Source organism: Phenylobacterium sp. RIFCSPHIGHO2_01_FULL_69_31, assembly GCF_001824475.1.
In the GTDB taxonomy this organism is placed as follows: Bacteria; Pseudomonadota; Alphaproteobacteria; order Caulobacterales; family Caulobacteraceae; genus Phenylobacterium.
The window spans coordinates 74,018-94,172 of the sequence record NZ_MHXN01000023.1; the positions used below are offsets into that span (position 1 = coordinate 74,018).

Below are 20,155 nucleotides of genomic sequence, written 5' to 3' on the forward strand. Positions count from 1 at the left end.
TCAGCCTGGAACGGGAACAGATCGCGCCTCTGTCGGCTATCACACCGAAGGGGCGTCGCCGCGTCTCTATCGTGCATGTCGGGACCCCACCTCAAGAGACGCGATGACGAACCAAGCCCAAATGCGCCTGCGTGACGCCACGCAGGCCGATCATCGGCGTCTGGAGATCCGCACGGACATCCTCGCCCGCATCGCCCGGCCCGATGAGCGGCGGGCCCTGGTGGAGGGGTTCCGCGTCCTGCATGCCGAGGCCGAGGCCGCCCTGGCGCCGTGGCTGGCGGACCTGCCCGGGCTGGACTTCGAGGCGCGGCGACGTTCGGACCGGCTGGCGCGGGATCTCGCGGCGCTGGGCGGCCGCCCCGGCTCGGCGGCGGCAGAACGCCCGATCGTGGCCAACGTGGCCGAGGCCTTGGGACGCATGTACGTGCTGGAGGGCTCCACGCTCGGGGGCCAGGTGATCCGCCGCGCCGTGGAAGCCCGGGGCGACGGCATGCTGGGCCTGTCGTTCCTCGATCCGTATGGCGCGCGGACAGGCGAGCGATGGCGGGCGTTCCTGGCTGTCCTGGACGCCCACGCCGCGACGCCGGCCGATACCGACGCGATGATCGCGGGCGCCCGCGACGGCTTCCGCCATGCCGAGCACCGGCTGTGCGGGGCGATGGCCGATGTCTGAGGCGCCGACCCTCGACCTCGAAGTCTGCGTCCGGGAGCCCATCCACATCCCGGGGGCCATCCAGCCCCATGGCGCGATGCTGATCGCCGACCGCACCACCCAGGAGATCGCCCATGGCGCTGGGGACGTGGCGGGCCTGTTGGGAGTCGACGCCTGGATCGGCCTCTCGCTCGGCGCGATCCTCGGCGACCCGCTGGCGGAACGGTTGGCCCAGGTCACCCAGTCCGGCCACGTGGGCGGCTACGCAGGCCACTTAGTGCGTGGGGCGCGACCGTTCGACGTCTCGGCGCATGTGGATCGCGACTGGCTCATCGTCGAGATCGAGCCGGGCCTGGACCAGCCGCTCCCCGCAACCGCGATCCTGGGCCAGCTCGAAGCGGCGGGCGCCGCGTTCGAGCGCGCGCCGAACCTCAAGGCGCTCTGCGACCGCGCGGCCGTCGAGTTCCGCCGGCTGACGGGCTTCGACCGGGTGATGATCTACCGTTTCCTCGACGAGGGCGCGGGCGCGGTGCTGGCGGAGGACCGCGCCGAGGGGATGCCGTCGTTCCTGAACCACCACTTCCCGGGGTCCGACATCCCGGCCCAGGCCCGCGCGCTCTACGTACGCAACCTCGTGCGGGTGATCCCCGACGTCGCCTACACGCCGGCCCCGCTCCGGCCCGAATGGAGGGGCGCCGAGCCGCTGGACATGAGCGACTGCGCCCTGCGGAGCGTTGCGGCGGTCCACATGCAGTATCTGCGCAACATGGGCGTCGGCGCCTCGGCGTCGATCTCGGTGGTGAAGGACGGCCTGCTCTGGGGTCTCATCGCCTGCCATCACCGGTCGCCCAAGCTGATGCCCTACGACATCCGCGCCGCGGCGCGGACGCTGGCCGGCGGCTTCGCCCGGCAAGTCCGCGCGAAGGAGGAGGCCGAGGCCTATCGTGAACGCCTGCGGCTGCGCGGCCTTGAGGACGAGGTGACCTCGCGCTTCGCGCGCGCCGGCGGCCTCGACGCCAATCTCGTCGATGGCGTCCACGAGTTGGGGCGCATGTTGGACGCCGACGGCGTCGCCGCCCTGCGGGGCGGCGTGCTGTACATGGATGGCGTCCGGCCGCCCGAGACCCATGTCCACGCCCTGGCGCGCTGGGCCCTGCAACGCGGCCAGGATCCGATCGTCACCAACTGCCTGCCGGAGGACTACCCCGACGCCCAGGCCTTCCAGGCCCAGGCGAGCGGCCTGCTGGCTCTCGTCGTCTCGGCCGACGAGCCGTTCGTCATCCTCTGGTTCCGCGCCGAGGAGGTGGAGGTGGTCAATTGGGCGGGTAATCCGCACAAGGCCCTGACGCTGGGGCCGGGCGAGACGCTGACGCCGCGCGCCTCGTTCGAAGCTTGGCGCCAGACCGTGCACGGACGCTCGCGACGCTGGACGCTGGCGGAGGTCGATGCGGCGGTGCGCCTGCGCGAGACCCTGCTCGACGCCCGGGGCCGCCGTCGCCTGCAGGAGCTCAACACACGGCTCGGCGACGCCCTCAACGAGAAGGACGGCCTGCTGGAGCAGAAGGAGATGCTGCTCAAGGAGGTGAACCACCGGATCCAGAACAGCCTGCAGCTGGTCTCCAGCTTCCTGGGGCTGCAGTCCCGATCCATGGGCGACCCGAAGCTGCATGAAGCCTTCGAGGAGGCGCGCCGCCGACTGCAGGCGGTGGCCCTCGTGCACCGTCGCCTCTACCGCGCCGACCAGATCGAGATCGTCGACATGGCGCGCTACATGGAAGAGCTGGTCGCGGACATGAACGACTCCCTGGGCGCCGAATGGGCCGGGAAGATCATTGTCGACGCCAGTCCGGTCCTGGTTCCTACCGACCGCGCCGTCACCCTGGGGCTGGTCGTCACCGAGCTGGTGATCAACGCCAACAAGTACGCCTACGACGGCAAGCCCGGCCAGATCGAGGTCAGCCTGGAGGAGCACCGGGCGGATCTGCGCGTGATCGTCGCCGACCACGGCAAGGGCAAGCACGCCCCGGGCGAGGGCTTCGGCAGCCGGATGATGTCGGCCATGGTCAAGCAGTTGCGCGGAGAGCTGACCTTCGGCGACAACAAGCCGGGGCTGCGTGCGATCCTGACCTGCCCGATCTCGGCGCCGATCCAGCCGACGGAATAGGCCTCAACCCTTCTTGCCCATCAGGCAGAACATGGCGCCCTGCGGGTCGATGCCCTGCAGCACCCAGTCGCCGCCGGGGACCTCCATGGGGCCGTTCAACACCTGGCCGCCCCCGTCCCGGACGCGCGCCGCCGCGGCGTCTATGTCGCCGACGCGGACGTAGTACAACCAGCAAGGGGCCGGGACATTGTCCGGCTTCTGCATCATGCCGCCGACCTGACCGTCCTGATTGCTGAACAGCTGATAGGCGCCCATCGGCCCCAGGTCGTGAACCTCGTCCTTCGTCCAGCCGAACAGCCCCTGATAGAAGGCGAAGGTGGCCTCGGTGGGGCCGCTGTACAGCTCATGCCAGGCCGTGTGGCCCAGGGCGTCCTTCGGGGCTTCCGGCCGGCCGCCCGGCGGCGGTGTGGGCTTCATCACCGCGAGCACCGCGCCGGCCGGGTCCGCGATGATCGCGAAGCGTCCGACGCCGGGGATGTCCTGAGGCTCCCGCATCACCGACCCGCCCAGGCTTCTGGCCGCCTCCACGGCGGCGTCGGCATCGTCCACGGCGACGTAGGCGGTCCAGTTCGGCGGGATGCCCGCGGCCTTGTGTTCTTCGCCCAGGACCATGATCCCCCCGACGCCGTAGCCGTCGGCCTCCAGCACCCAGTACGGCATGTCGCCGCCCGGCATCTGCGAGGCTGTCCAGCCGACGACGTCGCCATAGAAGGCCCGGGCCCCCGCGACGTCGGGGGTCATGAGTTCGTACCAGATGAAACGGCCGTGGTCGGACATGGGCGCCTCCTGCTCAGAGGCGCGATGCTAGACCAGCCGCTTGCCGGCGTCGTCGATGATCGAGCCCAGATCCCGGGCTTCTTCGGCCATGATCATCTCATTGTGCGCCTTGCCGGACGGGATCATCGGGAAGCAGTTCTCTTCCTTGGTGACCCGGCAGTCGAACAGCACCGGCTTCCGGACTTCGATCATCTCGCGGATCTTGTCGTCCAGCTCGTCCGGATGCTCGGCGCGGAAGCCGACGCCGCCATAGGCTTCGGCCAGTTTCACGAAGTCGGGCAGGGATGAGGAATAGGAGTGCGAATAGCGCTCGCCGTGCAGCAGCTGTTGCCATTGCCGCACCATACCCATCCACTCGTTGTTGAGGATGAAGACCTTGATCGGCAGATCGTACTGAACCGCCGTCGAGATCTCCTGCATCGTCATCTGCACGCTGGCGTCGCCGCCGATGTCGATGACCAGGGCGTCCGGGTGAGCCATCTGCACCCCCACGGCGGCCGGCAGGCCATAGCCCATGGTGCCCAGGCCGCCCGACGTCATCCACCGGTTCGGCTCCTCGAAGCGGTAGAACTGGGCCGCCCACATCTGGTGCTGGCCGACCTCGGTGGTGATGTAGGTGTCCCGGTCCTTGGTCAGCTCGTACAGCCGCTGAATCGCGTACTGCGGTTTGATCAGCTTGCTGTCCGGCGCATAGCCGAACGAATTGCGCGCCCGCCAGCCGTCGATCTGGGTCCACCAGGTCTTCATGGCGGCGGGGTCGGTGGCGAGGTTCCGCTGCTTCCAGGCGGCGATCATGTCCTCCAGCACCTGGCCCGCATCGCCGACGATGCCGATGTCGGCGCGGACGTTCTTGCCGATCGAGCTGGCGTCGACGTCGATGTGGATCTTGCGCGACGTGGGGGCGAAGGCGTCCAGGCGCCCGGTCACCCGGTCGTCGAAACGCGCGCCGATGGCCACCATCACGTCGCAATCGTGCATGGCGTTGTTGGCCTCGAACGAGCCGTGCATGCCCAGCATGCCCAGCCACTTCGGATCCGACGCGGGGAACGCGCCCAGGCCCATCAGGGTCGAGGTCACCGGCGCGCCGGTCAGTTCGGCGAACTCGCGCAGCAGCCTGGCCGCCTTCGGGCCGGCGTTGATGACACCGCCGCCGGTATAGAGGATCGGCTTCTTGGCCTTCGCGATCATGGCGACGGCCTCGGCGATCTTGCCGGCGTCGCCCTTCGTCCGGGGCGAATAGTTGTGGGCGTGCTTCACCTCGCCCGGGCCCTGATAGACGCCCTTGCCGAACTGGACGTCCTTGGGGATGTCGATGACCACGGGGCCGGGGCGGCCGGACGTGGCGATGTGGAAGGCCTCATGCAGGACGCGCGGCAGGTCGGCGACATCCTTAACCAGGTAGTTGTGCTTGGTGCACGGCCGGGTGATGCCGATGGTGTCGCATTCCTGGAAGGCGTCGGTGCCGATCAGGTGGGTGGCGACCTGGCCCGTGATCACGATCATGGGGATCGAGTCCATCAGGGCGTCGACGATTCCGGTGACGGCGTTGGTCGCCCCCGGACCGGAGGTGACCAGGACCACGCCCGGCTTGCCGGTGGAGCGGGCATAGCCCTCGGCGGCGTGGGTGGCGCCCTGTTCGTGGCGGACCAGCACGTGCTGCAGCCGCGGCTCGGCGAACAGCGCGTCGTAGATCGGGAGGACCGCCCCGCCCGGATAGCCGAACAGCACCTCGACACCCTGATCGATGAGGGCGCGCACCACCATTTCGGCGCCGGAGATGGTGTCTTGCTGGGCTTCGATGGTCTGGTGGGCGGACATGTGGGGCTCTGGGTTCAGGGCAATAAAAAAGGCCCGCGGGGGGCCTGGGACAAGCGACCGGTCGGTCCTGACGCCATCGTCAGTCCGTTACGGCCGCCCTACGAGTACGAGAATGTTGCGCACGAGATTTCCCGCGAAAGATAGGAAATGGCGTGTCGCATGCTCTGCTTAGCCCGTCAAGGTGGGGTGGAGCGCAAGAAACTGCCTCCATTGGTCGCGGGCGTCCGAGGCGGTCAGGCGGGGCCAGTCGGGCGTCTGCCCGCGCATCCAGGTCATCTGCCGCTTGGCGTACCGGCGCGTCTCCTGCTGGGCGGCGGCCAGGGCAGTGCGAAGGCCCGTTTCGCCGCGCAGATGGGCGGCCAGCTCGCGGACGCCCACGGCCTTCATGGCGGGGAGGGCGGGGTCGAGGTTGCGGGCCATCAGGGCGCGCACCTCGTCCAGGGCGCCGGTGGCGATCATCGCCTCCAGCCGGGCGTCGCAGCGCGCGTAGAGCGCCTCGCGCGGCGGCTCCAGCGCCACCCCGGACCAGGAGCCGGCGGGCAGGGCGCCCGAGGCCTTGGCCTGGTGGTCGGAGAGGGAGACGCCGGTGGCAGCATGGACTTCCCAGGCCCGGGTCAGCCGTTGGCGGTCGCCCGCCTCGATGCGGGTCGCGGCGGCGGGGTCGACGGCCGCCAGCCTGGACCGGAACGCGTCCTCGCCCATCGCCTCGAACGCGGCGGCCGCGGCGTGGCGGACCTCCGCGGGAATCGCTGGGATCTCGGCCAGGCCCTTGGTCAGGGCGCTGAAGTAGAGGCCCGTCCCGCCGACCACGATCGCGTCGCGGCCGCGGGCGCCGATGTCGCCGATGACGTCCGAGGCCGCCCTCAGCCAGCGGCCCACCGACCATCCATCGGCCGGATCGACCGTGCCGAACAGGTGATGCGGCGCGGCGGCCAACTCATCGGCCGTCGGTCCGGCGGTGATCACGGAGAGGCCCGCGTACAGCTGCATGGAATCGGCGTTGACGATCTCGCCGCCCGTTGCGCGCGCCAGCTCTTGCCCGAGGGCGGACTTGCCGCTTGCGGTCGGTCCGGCGATCAGCCAGATGCGGCCCGTCATGGAACTCGTCCTCACCCTCGTCGGCCCCGATCCGGCCCAGGCGGCAACAGCCGCGGGTCGCGCGTCCTCAGCGCTCGCAGCCGTAGGGGCGGGCGTCAAGGCGCCCACCCCGCTGGGCGACGGCGCCCTGGACATCCCGGTGATCGCCGCGCCGGCGGACGTGCGGGCGAGGGTGGAGGAGGCGTTGGCCGACGTGGCGGTTGATGCCTGCCTCCAGCCGGCCGCCGGCCGCCGCAAGCGCCTGCTGATCGCCGACATGGACTCCACGATCATCAACGTCGAGTGCATCGACGAGCTGGCCGACTTCGCCGGGGTGAAGGCCCAGGTCTCCGAAATCACCGAGCGGGCCATGCGGGGCGAATTGGATTTCGAAGGGGCGCTCAAGGCGCGCGTCGCGATGCTTAAAGGGCTACCGCTGGCCGACCTGCAGCGAGCCTACGACGAGCGGGTGCGGCTGAACCCCGGCGCACGGACGCTGGTGCGGACCATGACCGCCCACGGCGCCAAGGCGTTCCTGGTCTCCGGCGGCTTCAACTTCTTCACCCGCCGGGTGGCCGAGGCCGCCGGCTTCGACGCCAACCGGGCCAACACCCTGATCGAGGCCGATGGCGTCCTGGCGGGGCGGGTCGGCGAGCCCATCCTCGGCCGCGAGGCGAAGCTGGCGGCGCTGAAGGAAGAGGCCGCCAACCTGGGCATCCCGCTGTCGCAGACACTGGCGGTGGGTGACGGGGCCAACGACCTGGCGATGATCGAAGCGGCGGGACTGGGCGTAGCCTACCGCGCCAAGCCCATCGTCGCGGCCCAGGCCGACGCCAAGGTGGACCACGCCGACCTCACCGCGCTGCTCTACTTCCAGGGCTATCGCGCCGACCAGTTCGTGACCGACTGATGGCGCTTCCCCGCACGCCCAAGGCCGTGGTGTTCGACATGGACGGCCTGCTGGTGGACACCGAGACGGTGGTCTACCGCGCCATGCAGCGCGCGGCTGGCGGCATCGGCTCGGAGATGCCGTTTGCGACCTTCCAGCGCATGGTCGGCCTGCAGCATGCGCACAGCGACCTGATCCTCATCGAGCACTTCGGCGACGACTTCGACCTGGCGGCGTGGTCCGCCGCCGTCAGCGCCCACTTCCGGGAAGAGCTGGCGGCCGGCATCGCGCTGAAGGCGGGGGCGGTGGAGATCCTGGACCATCTGGACGACCTGGGCCTGCCGCGCGCCATCGCCACCTCGTCCAGCCTGGAGAGCGTGCGCGCCAGCCTGGGTCCGCACAGCCTGGTGGACCGCTTCCACGCCCTCATCACCCGCGACGTTCAGACCCGCGGCAAGCCGCATCCCGAGCCCTTCCTGAAGGCGGCGGAAGCGCTGGGCGTGGATCCCGCCGACTGTCTGGCGCTGGAGGACAGTCACAACGGCGTCCGAGCCGCGTCGGCGGCGGGGATGATGACGGTCATGGTGCCGGACATGCTGGACCCGAACGAGGAGATGGAAACGCTCTGCGTCCGCATCGCCCGCGACCTGCATGAGGTCAGGGCCTGGCTGGGCTAGAAAAACCCTCCTCCCTGGCTGGAGCCGGGGAGGAGGGACAGGTCACCGGCCTATGGGCTCGGGGGCCACTCGGCCGGTTCTGCGGAGAGCCATTGGGCGTAGGCGAGTGTGAGCGGCGGCGCTTTCAGCCGCGCGACCGCGGCGGCGACGGCTTCGCGACGACAGCGCCACTCACGGCCCTCGCGGCCCCGGAACAGTTCGGACCGCGGCAAGGCGCAGAGTGCCCGCGCGGCGCTGCTCAGCCTTGAGAGCATGGTCGCCGCCCCGGCCTCGCTCGCGAGATCGAGATCGCCGATCTCCACGCGCGCCATGAGGAGTTCGCGCCGCGGCGCCGCCTGCGCCGCACCGGCCAGAGACGCGGCCGCCAGCAACATCATGCCCATGCGAAGCATCGCCGCCTCCATTGCTACGTGCGTAAATTTCTACACGCGTAATAATTGGAGTCAACAGCGCTTCGAGCGTGGCTTACCGAACGAGCGGCGGCCTACCGCCCTGTTGGGCCGCGTTCGAAGTAGCGGAAGAAGGCGCTGTCGGGCGACAGGACCAGGGTCGTCTCGCCGTCGGCCAGGCTCGCCTCGTAGGCCTGCATCGAGCGGAAGAAGGCCGCGAACGAGGGGTCCTTGCCGAAGCTCTGTGCGAAGATCCGCGTGCGCTGGGCATCGCCCTCGCCGGTGATCTGCCCCGATTGCTCGCGGGCGGTGGCCAGCGTGATCGCCACCTCCTTGTCGGCCTGGGCGATGATCTCGCGCTTCTTCTGCTCGCCCTCGGCGCGCAGCTGGGCCGCCACCTGCTGGCGAGAGGTGGACATGCGGCGGAAAACGGCCTCGCGGTTCTGGGCCGGAAGGTCGGCGCGCCGGATCCGCAGGTCGATCACCTCGATACCCAGGCGCGAGGCCTTGGCGCGGCGGTCGACGTCGACGCGGGCCTGCTGCATCAACTGCGCCCGGCGGCCGGAGATGATGTCGGTGGCGCTGGCCGAGCCCAGCACCTGGCGCAGGGACGAGTTCACCAGCCGCTCGATCCGGTCGGCCGCGGTCGTCTCGTCGCGCAGGGTGCGGTAGAACTGCAGGGGATCGGAGATCCGGTAGCGGATGAAGGCGTCCACCACGAGCCGCTCCTGGCCAGCGGTGATGATTTCCTCCTGGTCGGCCTCCAGCGCGATGTTGCGCCGGTCCATCTTGAAGACCTGCTGGAAGAACGGGACCTTCAGGTGCAGGCCGGCCTCGCTCTTGCCGGGCGCGTTGATCACGCGGACCGGGTCGCCGAGCGCGACCACAAGCGCCTGCTGGCGCTGGTCGACCACGAAGAACGTCTGCGTCAGGGTGAACAGGAGCGCGGCGGCCAGCAGGCCGAAAACGACATGACGAGTGCTGGTCATTGGGCGCCCTTCGACTGGGGCTGGGCCGGAGCGGCCTCGACCTGCAGCGCGGGCGCGGCGGCCTGGCTCCGGGGCCGGAACACGTCGGGCGGAAGGATGATCGGGGCCGTGGCGCCCTTGGCGTCGATCACCACCTTGTTCGACGACTGCAGGATGCGCTGCATGGTCTCGATGTAGAGCCGGTCGCGGGTCACGCCGGGGGCGCGGCGATATTCAGTGTAGATCTGGTTGAACCGCGCCGCTTCACCCGTCGCCTCGCGCACGGCCTGCTCGCGATAGGCCTGGGCGGCCTGGGTGATGCGCGCGGCGTCACCCTTGGCCTCGTTGATCACCCGGTTGCGGTAGGTGTTGGCCTCGTTCTCGGCGCTGTCGGCGTCCTGCTGGGCGTTGTTCACCTCGCGGAACGCGCCGACGACTTCCGGGGGCGGATTGGCCGAGCGGATCTGGACTTCGACGATGCTGATGCCGGCGCCCCAGGAGTCCAGGGTCCGCTGCATGAGTTCGGCGGTCTGCTGCTGCACCTGTCCCCGCCCGGTGGAGATGATGGGCTGGAGCTGGGTCTTGCCGACTACCTCGCGCATGGCGCTCTCGGCCACCGCCTTCACGGCCGCCTCAGGGTCGCGCGTGGCGAACAGGTACCGGGCCGCGTCCGACACCCGCCAAGTTACGCTGAAGTCGATGTCGATAATCTGCTCGTCGCCGGTCAGCATCTGGCTCTCGGCGGGCGAATCGGCCTCCGGACCGCTGCCGCCAACCAAGGTGTTGTTGAGCTTGGTGACGGCCACCTTCTCCACCCGCTCGATAGGCCAGGGCAGGTGGTAGTTGGGCCCGGGAGAGGCGGATCGCGAATAGGAGCCGAAGGTCAGCACCACCGCCTGTTCGCCGGGCTGCACGAGGTAGATGCCCGAGGCCGCCCAGAGGGCGAAAACGCCGCCCGCGACGATGGGGATCAGGCCGCGCCGGGGCCGGCCGCCGGGGCCGCCCATCATGTCGCGCAGGCGTTGGGCGATCTGATCGAAGTTGGCGTTGAAGTCGGGGCCGCCGGGACGGCGCGGGCCGCCGCCGCCGCCCGATGGGCGGCGTGGCTGGTCGCGTTTGTCGTCACCGCCGGACGGCGAACCCCAGGGTCCCGGGTTTGCGTTGTCGTTCCAGGGCATCAGGTGGTTCGCGTCATGCTCCCTCGGGACATTCACTCAGTCCCTTGAACGCCCGTCTCTAAAGCCCCCAACGGACTTGTAAACCGGCGCCTCCAGCCGGATATGAGACCCCCACCTGAGCAAAGCAAGACAAAGCGGCATGAGCGAAGCGACAGGCCCCGACCGGACGGCGATCCTGAAGGCCCTCGACGAGGTCATCGACCCCAAGTCGGGGAAAGGGCTGGCCAGCGCAGGTCTGGTGCGCGGCCTGGTCCTTCGCAGCGGCCGTGCCGCGTTCATGCTGGAGGTCGCGCCCTCCGACATCGACCTCTACCGCGCCGTGCGCGACCGCGCCGAGGAGGTGCTGGCCCACGCGGACGGCGTCGAGACGGCGCAGGTCGTGCTGACCTCGGAACTCCAGGCCCCGTCGACGCCGCAGCTGAAGGTCAGTCCCCGCCGGCCGCAGCCGGGGGAAACGCCGCCGGCCCGCCGCGCCCGCATCGCAGAGGATCCCCAGGCCCAGCTTCATCCGATGGTGGACGCTGTGCGGCCGCCGCATGTGAAGAAGGTCATCGCCATCGCCAGCGGTAAGGGCGGAGTGGGCAAGTCGACGGTCTCCACCAACCTGGCCGCAGCCTTCGCCGTGCTGGGCCAGCGGGTCGGCCTGCTGGACGCCGACATCTACGGCCCGTCGGCGCCGACCATGCTGGGCGTCGACGGCGACCCGACCTTCGACGCGGACAAGCGGCTCAACCCCATGGAGGCTTGGGGCGTGAAGGTGATGTCCATCGGCTTCATCGTCGAGCCGGGCACGGCCAACATCTGGCGCGGGCCCATGGCCTCCTCCGCCCTCCGCAGCCTGCTGAACTCAAACTGGGGGACCGAGGCCGAACCGCTGGACGTGCTGGTCATCGACCTGCCGCCCGGCACCGGCGACATCCAGCTCACCCTCGTGCAGAAGCTGAAGATGGACGGGGTCGTGATCGTCTCCACGCCGCAGGAGATCGCCCTCATCGACGCCCGCCGCGCGGCGCAGATGTTCGAGAAGACCGGGGCGCCGATCCTGGGCGTGGTGGAGAACATGGCCTATTTCGCCGACAGCTCGGGCGTCCGCGTGCCGATCTTCGGCGAAGGCGGGGCGCGGCGCGAGGCCGAGCGCCTGGGCGTGCCGCTGCTGGCCGAAATCCCCATCGAGGTGCCGCTCCGCGAGGCCTGCGACGCCGGCCGCCCGCTGGTGGCGACCAACACCGAGAGCGCGGCGGCCCAGGCCTTCCTGGAACTGGCGCGCAAGCTCTCCTAGAGGGGGCCCATCAGCGGGTGGACGCGGGGCTCGGCAGCTCCTCGCCGGTCAGGCCTTCCAGGGCGGCGGCGGGGTCGAAGGTGGTCGCTTCCCGGGCCTCGAGCTGACGGCGCACCTCGGCGGCGCGCTCGGCCGTCAGGCGGTAGCCGATCAGGCAGGCGGCCCCCAGCATGACGAACACGATCGGCCCGACCAGGAACGACAGCATCAGTGCGTTGATCGCCTCCGGCGTGTTCCGCTGACCCAGTTGGGGATCGTAGCCCACGCGCGAGAGCACGCCGAAGGTCAGGAAGATCGAGCCGCCGGCTGCGATCTTCGTGGTGAGGGTGGTCATGGCGAACAGCAGGCCGCTGCGCTCCTTGCCCTGCTTCAGGCGGATCTCGTCGGCCACGTCGGCGGTCATGGCCCGCGTCAGCACGTTAAATCCGGCTGCCAGGAAGCCGGTGAAGAACAGGGTCGGCAGCGTCGCCAGCACGTAGCCCTTGGGCAGGAAGGGCAGCGTCGCGAGCAGAAGGGAATAGCCCACCGCCGTCAGCATCACGGTGCGGTGCTTGCTGATCTTCGTCGCCAGCCAGGCCAGGAACGGGGCTCCGACGACACCGGCCAGGATGTAGACCGCAAGCAGGATGTTCGCCTCGGCGGCGGTGAACTGCATGTAGTCGCGGCTATAGAAAAGGTAGAGCGCGGCCATCCAGCCGGGGCCCAGCGACACCACCAGGTCGACGAGCAGGATCCGAGACATGCTGTGGTCGGTGACCAGCTCCCAGTAGTCCCGCAGGCGGAAACGCTGGCCCGGCGCCTCGGCGGCGACGGTCTCGGGCGTGCGCCAGACCACGAGGGCGACGGCGACGGGCGTGAGGAAGATCAGGTACCAGACCATGGCGCGGACGCCTTCGGCGTCGCTGTAGCCGGCGTTCTCCATGGCGATCGGGATCGCCAGGACGCTGACCGCCCCCAGAACGCCCACCGCCATCATGACGCCGAACAACCGGGCGCGGTCGTCATACGACTTGGCGAGGGTCGAGGCCCAGGCCTGGTGCGACAGCATCAGGATCGAGACGCCGAGGTACATCACCAGCAGCCAGGTGATGAGGTAGTCGGTGCCGACCCCACGACCCGCGGTCAGCAGCATGTAGAGGCCCAGCATCATCAGCGGCGCGCCGGCGAGGGTCCACACGCGGTAGCGGCCGAAGCGGCTGCGGGTCCGGTCCATGCCGAGACCGAGCATGACCTCGATGGGCACGTCGATCAGCCGGACCGTGCCGAAGGCCGCGGCGACCACGGCCAGCGGGACGCCGATGCTGGCGGCGAAGTAGGCGGGCAGGTGGACCGCCACGGCGATCATCAGGGCCTGCAGCGGCAGGCTGGTGGCGGAGAAGGCCAGCGCCGTGCCCAGGGGCAGGCGAGAGGGCCGGGAAGGCGTCGCCCCGACGATCACGAGGGCCGATTGGCTGGGGCTAGGTCTTCGCCCGTCATGGCTTCGAGTGCGGCCGCCGGGTCAATGAGGGCGTCGCGCTCCTCCAGCTTGCGCTGGATCTCGGCGTGCCGGTCCGCGCTCAGGCGATAGCCGATGAAGCAGGCGCCGGCGGCCATCACGAAGACGATGGGGCCGGCGATATAGGCGATCTCCAGGCCCTGGATCGCCTCGGGTGTGTTCACCGCGCCGGCCTGGGCCTTGTAGCCGATGGCCGCCAGCACGTTGAAGGTGAGGAAGATTGACCCCGCGGTCGCCAGCTTCGATGTCGCGGTAATGCCGGCATACATCAGGCCCATCCACTCGCGCCCGCTATCCAGCCGCAGCTCGTCGGCGATGTCGGCGCATATGGCGCGGATCATCACGGTGAAGCCCGCGGCCATGGCGCCCACCACGAACATGCCGGGCGCGAAGATCAGGAACTCGCCCGGCGGCAAGAACGGGATCACGATCAGGCCGAGCGAATAGATCGTGGTGTTCACGATCAGGGCCCGGTGCTTGCTGATCCGGTTGGCCAGCCACGCGGCGAAGGGCGCCCCGGCGAAACCGGCGGCCACATAGATCAGCAGCAGCAGGTTGGCCTCGGCCGTGTCGAAGCCGCGGCTGTCCTTGAAGTAGAACAGGTACATCGCCGCCATCCACCCCGGCCCCAGGGTGACGAGCAGGTCCGCGACCAGCACGCGGACGACGTTGCCGCGGGTGAAGAGCGCCGCGTAGTCCTTGAGCGTGAAGTGGGTGGCGTGGTCCTTGGCGATACGCTCCGGCGAGAACGCCACGACCAGCAGGCAGGTCACCGCCGTGCTGAGGATGATGAACCAGATCATGGCCCGCACGCCCTCGGCGTCGCTGGCGCCGGCCTGGGTCATGAACACAGGGATCAGCAGTACCGCCATGGCGCCGACGACGCCCAGGGCGGTAATGGCCCCGAAGATCCGCGATCGTTCCTTGTAGGTCGCTGCGAGCCGTCCGCCCCACGCCAGGTGCGAGAGGTAGATGCCGGAGTATCCGAGGTACATCACCAGCAGCCAGAAGCCGAGGTAGAGCGCGCCGACCTGGCTGTTGGATTGGATCAGCATGTAGAAGCCGAGCATCAGCACGGGCGCCCCGCAGGCCATCCAGATCCGATAGCGGCCGAAGCGCGTCCGGGTGCGATCCATGGCGACGCCAATGGCCGCATCGATGGGGATGTCGATGAACCGCACCAGCGCAAAGACCGTCCCGACCACCGCCAGGGAAAGACCGAGCTCGGAAGCGAAATATCGGGGAAGGTGGACCGTCGCCGCCAGGGTCAGGGCCCCGACCGGAACCGCCGCGCTGGCGAACGCCAGGACCGCAGGAAGCGGGAGCGCGCCATTCGCTGCGGACGGCGTAGCCTTTGACACGTGAACCCTCTCCTGGAACGACGCCTCTGAAAGGGCGCTGCGTTTTAGGTTACGCGCGTTCACTCACACGGGCGCAAGTGGAATTGGGTTACAAACAAGAAAGACAGCCATGCCCCGGCGCATGGCCGCGCCCCCCTGCAACGTCAGGGAGGCGCGCCCGCGGGACTCAACCGCCCTGCATCTTGCGGAAGAACTTCTGGGTCTGCTCGCCGCCGTTCATGTAGGCCTTGGCGCCGGTCTCGTCGGTGATCTTGGCCCAGTTGTCGCGGACCGCTTCCACCGAGGCCTTGTCGCCGAGGTAGACGCCCTCGGTCTCGACGATGCGGGAGAGGGCGAAGGCGCCGGCGCCCGCGGTCAGGATCGCGCCGGTGGGCGCTTCGTCCGAGCACAGGAACACGACGCCCGGGGTCACGTATTCGGGCTTCAGCTGCTCCAGCACCTGCGGCGGCATGCCCAGGTTCTCGGTCATCCGAGTCGCTGCCACCGGGCTGATGGCGTTGACGTGGACGTTGTTCTTCTGGCCCTCGAGCTTCAGGGTGTTCATCAGGCCGATGAGGCCCAGCTTGGCGGCGCCGTAGTTCGACTGGCCGAAGTTGCCGTAGAGGCCCGACGACGAGGTGGTGACGACGATGCGGCCGTAGTTCTGGGTGCGCATGATCTCCCAGACCGCCTTGACCGGCTTCACGGTGCCGAACAGGTGGACGTCGACCACGACACTGAAGTCGCCGAATTCCATCTTGGCGAAGGTCTTGTCACGCAGAATGCCGGCGTTGGCGACCAGGATGTCGATCCGGCCCCAGGCGTCCATGGCGTCCTTGACCATCCGGGCGACGCCGGCGTCATCGGTGACCGACGAGCCGTTGGCGATGGCTTCGCCGCCCAGCGCCTTGATCTCTTCCACGACCTTGTTGGCCGCGTCCGAGCCGCCGCCCGAGCCGTCCATCGAGCCGCCGAGATCGTTGACCACGACCTTGGCGCCGCGTCGCGCCAGTTCCAGCGCATGCTGCCGGCCCAGGCCGCCGCCCGCGCCCGTCACGATCGCCACTTTGCCGTCGAAGCGGATGTCCGCCATGAGATCCCTCATTGAACAGGTGTTCGAAATCGGCGCGCGTTGTGCGGCGCGGGAGGGATGGCGTCAAGGCGACGTCAGGGAATGGGGCCAGTCGCGGGAGGTCAGCTGCGGGGCGTGGCGGTGGTTTGCGCCTGCTGCTGGCCCCGGACGAACTTCACCAGCACCCGCTGGCCGATGAGGAACGGGGCGCCGGTGGAATCCACCACCACCTCGACCACCCGGTCGTCGGTGCGCTCGGTGGGATCGTCCGACTGTAGCTTGCGGGCGCCGAACACGGCCGCTCGGCGCAGGACCTTGCCGGGGTAGACCTTGGTCGGATCGCTCTCGGGCGACATCTGCACCGTCTGGCCGATGCCGACGAAGGGCAGGGAGCCCTCGGCGATCTCGGCGCGCACGATGCGGCCGGCCCGCGGCTCCACGTCGAACATGTTCGAGACGTTCAGGGTCGAGGCCCCGGCGCCCGGGTTGGCGTAGCGGCGGACGATGCGGCCGTCGGCCGGCGCGCGGATGATCGACAGCTCCTGATCGTACCGGGACTCGTTCAGGCGGGCCTGGTTGGTGGCGACGACCGCCTGCTGGGCCATGATCCGCGCCTCGGCCTCGCGCACCGCGTCGCGGGCCTGATCCAGCCTCTGGGCGGCCACGAAGTTCGAGGGGGCCAGACCCTCCAGCCGGCGGTGCTCGCGCTGGGCGGCCGAGAGCTGGACCTGCAGCAGGGCGAGGGCGGCGCGGGCCTGGCGCACCTCGGCGGAGGCGCGTTCGGCGGCGAGGCGTGGCTCGTCGTCCTCGAGGCGCGCCAGCACCTGGCCCTTCACCACGTCGTCGCCTTCCTGGACCAGGACATCGCGGATGACGCCGGCGCGGCGTGCGGCCACCTGGATGATGCCGCCTTCCACGTCGGCCTTGCCGTTGGCGATGGCGGCATAGGGGCTGGGCTTCACGGCGGCGGCGGCCTTGGTCTCCTCGGCCTTCTTGGCCTTGGCCTGGTTGGACATGAACATCGCGCCGCCGCCCCCCAGGAGCAGGAGGACCACGGCGATCCAGACGAAGCGGTTGCGGAGGAGGGCGGGCATGGACGTCAGGCCTCGATGAGCTCGGGTTGTCGTTGGGCGGGGGCCGCCTGGGCGGTCGGCTGCACGCGCCGGTCGTCCAGGATGCGGCCGTCTTCCAGGTGGATGACGCGGTCGGCGTAGGCTTCCAGGCGCGGGTCGTGGGTGACGCAGATCACGGCGGCGCCGTGCTGCTTGGCCGCCCGCTGGATCAGCTTGATCACCACCTGGCCGTTCTCGCCGTCGAGCGCGCTGGTGGGCTCGTCAGCGAACAGCAGGCGCGGGTCCTTGGCCAGCGCCCGGGCGATGGCGACCCGCTGCTTCTCGCCGCCCGACAGTTCGGACGGGCGCTGGTTCATGCGCGTCTCGAGGCCCACTTCCATGAGGGCGTTGGCCGCCTTCTCGCGGGCGACCGTCTTGGAATGGCCCTGGTACTTCAGGATGATCTCGACCTGCTGCAGGGCGGTCAGCGCCGAGAACAGGTTGAAGCCCTGGAAGATGAAGCCGCAGTGGTCCAGGCGGAACCGGTCGAGACGACCCGAGCGCATGCCCCAGATGTCCTGCTCCAGGGCGGTGACTCGGCCCTCGTCGGGCCTCAGCAGGCCGGACAGCGCCGCCACGAGGGTCGACTTGCCCGAGCCCGACGGGCCCATGACCATCGTCACCTCGCCGTGGCGGGCGTCGAAGTCGACGCGCTTCAGCACCTCGATGTGGCTGCGCCCGGTCTTGAAGCGCTTGTAGATCCCCTGGGCCACGATGGCCGGCTTGGCAGAGCTCATCGCAGCAGGTCCGCAGGTTGGCTCTTCTTCAGCACGCCCAGGGCCAGCAGGCCCGAAACGCCCGAGATCACGAGCAGCAGGATGGAGACGCCGATCACCCATGGCGCGGGAAAGCCCATCGGCAGGCCGCCGCGGGTAGCGAGCAGATAGACCCCGCCGGTGAAGAGGGCCGTCGCGCCCAAGCCCACCAGGCCGACCCAGAACGACAGCTCGACCACGATCAGGCGGAGCGAGCCCATGCCGACGCCCAGGGCGCGCAGCGAGGCGAATTCCTTGATCGACGACAGGATGGCCCCGCGCAGGGTCTGCGAGGTGATACCGACGCCGATCAGGAAGCCCAGGAAGACCGAGAAGCCCAGGAAGATGCCGATGATCTGTTCCTTCATCAGCGCGCCTTCGTTGGCCTCGGCGAGCTGCTGGCGGGTCCAGGCCTTGTAGGCGCCCTTGGCGTCGGCGTTCAGCTGGTCGCGGACGATCTCGGCGCGGGCAGGGTCCTTGATGCGGACCATCAGGGGCCCGGTCTTCCCACCCTTGGTCAGCATGCCCATCATCCGCATCGTGTCGCGGGACATCGTCACCGAGGCGTTGTTCACGTCCGGATAGCCGGTCAGGATGGCGCGCACGTAGACGGTCTTGCCGTTCAGCGACGCCGCATCCCCCAGCTTCACGCCCAGGCGGCCCAACTGGCTCTGGTCGATGGCGACCGAGTAGGGCTCCAGGAGCGCGGTGCGGATCTCTTCGGTGAAGTCGGTCGGCAGGTTCACGGCGCCGGGGCGCGTGTCGACCATGTTGACGTTCACATAGGTGGTGACGGCCTTCTTGCCGTCCTTGGGCCGGTTGATCCAGCGGCCGCCGTCGCCGTCGAAGGCGGCGACCTCGACCACCTCGGGATGCATGTAGATCTGCGGCTGCAGCCGGGCGGGCAGCGAGCCGCCGCCGGAGTTGATCAGGCTCTCCATCTTGGCCGGCAGGATCATGATGTCGGCGCGCGACCGGTCGATGGTGGCCGTCGCACCCTTCACGATGCCGGTGAACATGCCCACCTGGGCCAGGATCAGCAGGCCGGAAAAGGCCAGCGCCACCACGGCGGCCGTGTAACGCCGCCACTCGTAGAGCAGTGTTGCAAGCGCCAGAGACATTGTGACGAACAGCCCTCAACCTTCGAGCGCGGATGTCGCCGCCGGTCGGCCTGCCGAGCCAGTTAAATCGCGGTAAGGCCGGCAACCGTCGGGCGCGTTTGGGGCGCTCGCTGACTTGGAGGCGCGAGAGGGATCGGGCGGATGCGGCGGTCCCGATTAAACCTTCGTAATCCGCTCAGGCGGCGCGCCGCGCATCCAGTCGATGAAGGCCCGGAGCGCCGGCGAGACCTGGCGGCGGCTGGGATAGTAGATGCTGTAGCCCGGAAAGGGCGGGCACCAGTCTTCAAGCAGGCGTACGAGGGCGCCCGATTCCAGCTCCTCCCGCACGGACGGTTCGGCCACGAACGCGATCCCCGCGCCGTCCATCGCGGCGTCCTTCAGGAGCTGGGCGTCGTCCACGATGAGCGGGCCGTCGACCGCCACGCGGCGCACGTCGTCGCCCTTCTCCAGCTCCCAGTCGTAGAAGGCGCCGGAGGGCCAGCGCAGCCGGAAACAGGCGTGGCCGGCCAAGTCCTCCGGGGTCCTCGGCATGCCGCGCTGGGCGAGGTACTCCGGCGAGGCCACAGCCGCCATGCGCAGCGGCTTGCCGATCCGGACCGCGATCATCTCGGCCGGCAGGTTCTCGTCGAAGCGGATGCCGGCGTCGAAGCCGCCGGCCACGATGTCGATCAGGGCGTTGTCGCTCACCACCTCCACCCGGATGTCGGGGTAGGCCTTGAGGAACCCGCCCAGGCGCGGGGCGATGGCGAGGCGAGCCGCCGAGCGCGGCACGCTGAGCCGCAGCCGCCCGGCCGGGCGCTCGCGGAACGCCGCCACCTCCATCAGGCCCGCCTCGATGTCGGCCAGCGCCGGCGACAGCCGCGCCAGCAGCCGCTCTCCGGCCTCCGTGGGCGCCACGGCGCGGGTCGAACGGTTCAGCAGCCGCACCCCCAGGGCCGTCTCCATCCGCCGCAGCCTGTGGCTGAGCGCCGAGGCCGAGACTCCCATCACCTCGCCCGCCCGCCGGAAGCTGCGCAGCTCGGCCAGCAGGGCGAAGGCGGCGAGGTCGGGGATCGAGCGGCGGTCCATTGCTGAATTCTGCTCAATGGATCGATGACGCCACAAGCGGTTTTCGCGGCTTCGCTTCAGCGCCACCTGTTGGACACCGCCGCCGCAAAGGAGATCGCCATGCATATGCGCAAGCTCGGAACCCAGGGCCTGGAAGTGTCCGCCATCGGCTTCGGCTGCATGGGGCTCTCGGGCGTGTACCAGCCGGCCGCTGAGGAGGCGCAGGCGCTGGCCGTGCTCGCCCGGGCGGTGGACCTGGGCGTCACCTTCTTCGACACCGCCGAGATCTACGGCATGCAGACGAACGAGGTGCAGGTGGGCAAGGGGCTTGCCCCCTTCCTGAAC

At 69.5% G+C, this 20,155-nt stretch carries 19 protein-coding genes; 6 read left to right on the forward strand and 13 right to left on the reverse strand.

Features of this window, described 5'->3' with window-relative positions; all coding sequences use genetic code 11:
- The first annotated feature begins 103 nt into the window (after nucleotides 1-103).
- The gene (locus tag A2790_RS13365) at nucleotides 104-673 is read left to right on the forward strand and encodes a biliverdin-producing heme oxygenase (protein ID WP_293392430.1); all 570 of its coding nucleotides are present in this window, start codon (nucleotides 104-106) and stop codon (nucleotides 671-673) included.
- Nucleotides 666-2,816, forward strand: coding sequence for a histidine kinase dimerization/phosphoacceptor domain -containing protein (locus tag A2790_RS13370; protein ID WP_293392432.1), 2,151 nt, complete (start codon nucleotides 666-668; stop codon nucleotides 2,814-2,816). Before A2790_RS13365 ends, A2790_RS13370 begins: the two co-directional genes overlap by 8 nt.
- 3 nt (nucleotides 2,817-2,819) lie before the next feature.
- On the opposite strand, the gene A2790_RS13375 is transcribed toward A2790_RS13370, so the two are convergent.
- The 3 genes from A2790_RS13375 to miaA all read right to left on the reverse strand — a co-directional run bounded on the left by A2790_RS13375 (nucleotide 2,820) and on the right by miaA (nucleotide 6,509).
- Nucleotides 2,820-3,593, reverse strand: coding sequence for a VOC family protein (locus A2790_RS13375; protein WP_293392435.1), 774 nt, complete (start codon nucleotides 3,591-3,593; stop codon nucleotides 2,820-2,822).
- 27 nt (nucleotides 3,594-3,620) lie between these two features.
- Entirely contained in the window at nucleotides 3,621-5,411 is a 1,791-nt protein-coding gene (locus A2790_RS13380; protein ID WP_293392438.1) for an acetolactate synthase 3 large subunit, read from the reverse strand.
- 168 nt (nucleotides 5,412-5,579) lie between these two features.
- The gene (gene miaA, locus A2790_RS13385; RefSeq protein WP_293392441.1) at nucleotides 5,580-6,509 is read right to left on the reverse strand and encodes a tRNA (adenosine(37)-N6)-dimethylallyltransferase MiaA; all 930 of its coding nucleotides are present in this window, start codon (nucleotides 6,507-6,509) and stop codon (nucleotides 5,580-5,582) included.
- Here miaA and serB point away from each other — a divergent pair.
- Both serB and A2790_RS13395 read left to right on the forward strand, forming a co-directional pair.
- Nucleotides 6,508-7,398, forward strand: a complete 891-nt coding sequence (gene serB, locus A2790_RS13390; RefSeq protein ID WP_293392444.1) for a phosphoserine phosphatase SerB — start codon at nucleotides 6,508-6,510, stop codon at nucleotides 7,396-7,398. The two genes, miaA and serB, sit on opposite strands and share 2 nt — an antisense overlap.
- Nucleotides 7,398-8,054: an HAD family phosphatase gene (locus A2790_RS13395; RefSeq protein ID WP_293392447.1), complete on the forward strand. Its 657-nt coding sequence runs from the start codon at nucleotides 7,398-7,400 to the stop codon at nucleotides 8,052-8,054. Before serB ends, A2790_RS13395 begins: the two co-directional genes overlap by 1 nt.
- Nucleotides 8,055-8,104: 50 nt before the next feature.
- Here A2790_RS13395 and A2790_RS13400 read toward each other — a convergent pair whose 3' ends face one another.
- The 3 genes from A2790_RS13400 to hflK form a co-directional block, all read right to left on the reverse strand.
- The gene (locus tag A2790_RS13400; protein WP_293392450.1) at nucleotides 8,105-8,446 is read right to left on the reverse strand and encodes a UrcA family protein; all 342 of its coding nucleotides are present in this window, start codon (nucleotides 8,444-8,446) and stop codon (nucleotides 8,105-8,107) included.
- Nucleotides 8,447-8,538: 92 nt separating this feature from the next.
- The gene (locus tag A2790_RS13405; protein WP_293392453.1) at nucleotides 8,539-9,432 is read right to left on the reverse strand and encodes a protease modulator HflC; all 894 of its coding nucleotides are present in this window, start codon (nucleotides 9,430-9,432) and stop codon (nucleotides 8,539-8,541) included.
- A complete protein-coding gene (gene hflK / locus A2790_RS13410) occupies nucleotides 9,429-10,589 on the reverse strand; it encodes an FtsH protease activity modulator HflK (protein ID WP_293392455.1) in 1,161 nt (386 codons plus the stop codon). The genes A2790_RS13405 and hflK overlap by 4 nt, the downstream gene beginning before the upstream one ends.
- Nucleotides 10,590-10,728: 139 nt before the next feature.
- Here hflK and A2790_RS13415 point away from each other — a divergent pair, with 139 nt between their 5' ends.
- Complete coding sequence (locus A2790_RS13415; RefSeq protein ID WP_293392458.1) at nucleotides 10,729-11,868, forward strand: Mrp/NBP35 family ATP-binding protein; 1,140 nt, start codon at nucleotides 10,729-10,731, stop codon at nucleotides 11,866-11,868.
- A 10-nt stretch (nucleotides 11,869-11,878) separates the two neighbouring features.
- On the opposite strand, the gene A2790_RS13420 is transcribed toward A2790_RS13415, so the two are convergent.
- From A2790_RS13420 to A2790_RS13450, 7 genes are all read right to left on the reverse strand, one after another.
- Entirely contained in the window at nucleotides 11,879-13,306 is a 1,428-nt protein-coding gene (locus tag A2790_RS13420) for an MFS transporter (RefSeq protein WP_293392461.1), read from the reverse strand.
- Nucleotides 13,303-14,724: an MFS transporter gene (locus tag A2790_RS13425; RefSeq protein WP_293392464.1), complete on the reverse strand. Its 1,422-nt coding sequence runs from the start codon at nucleotides 14,722-14,724 to the stop codon at nucleotides 13,303-13,305. Before A2790_RS13425 ends, A2790_RS13420 begins: the two co-directional genes overlap by 4 nt.
- Before the next feature lie 166 nt (nucleotides 14,725-14,890).
- Nucleotides 14,891-15,796, reverse strand: coding sequence for an SDR family NAD(P)-dependent oxidoreductase (locus tag A2790_RS13430; RefSeq protein ID WP_293392467.1), 906 nt, complete (start codon nucleotides 15,794-15,796; stop codon nucleotides 14,891-14,893).
- Between the two features lie 101 nt (nucleotides 15,797-15,897).
- Entirely contained in the window at nucleotides 15,898-16,869 is a 972-nt protein-coding gene (locus tag A2790_RS13435; RefSeq protein ID WP_293392470.1) for an HlyD family efflux transporter periplasmic adaptor subunit, read from the reverse strand.
- Nucleotides 16,870-16,874: 5 nt separating this feature from the next.
- On the reverse strand, nucleotides 16,875-17,624 hold the full coding sequence (locus A2790_RS13440) for an ABC transporter ATP-binding protein (protein ID WP_293392473.1): 750 nt from the start codon (nucleotides 17,622-17,624) through the stop codon (nucleotides 16,875-16,877).
- Nucleotides 17,621-18,763 carry an ABC transporter permease gene (locus A2790_RS13445; RefSeq protein WP_293392475.1) on the reverse strand — a complete coding sequence of 381 codons (1,143 nt, stop codon included), beginning with the start codon at nucleotides 18,761-18,763 and terminating at the stop codon, nucleotides 17,621-17,623. The genes A2790_RS13440 and A2790_RS13445 overlap by 4 nt, the downstream gene beginning before the upstream one ends.
- A 156-nt stretch (nucleotides 18,764-18,919) precedes the next feature.
- Nucleotides 18,920-19,831 (reverse strand): LysR family transcriptional regulator, encoded by a 912-nt coding sequence (locus tag A2790_RS13450; RefSeq protein WP_293392479.1) that lies wholly within the window; start codon nucleotides 19,829-19,831, stop codon nucleotides 18,920-18,922.
- Nucleotides 19,832-19,930: 99 nt separating this feature from the next.
- Between A2790_RS13450 and A2790_RS13455 the strand changes: the two genes are divergently transcribed.
- The coding region (locus tag A2790_RS13455) for an aldo/keto reductase (RefSeq protein ID WP_293392482.1) at nucleotides 19,931-20,155 on the forward strand (225 nt) is incomplete at its 3' end.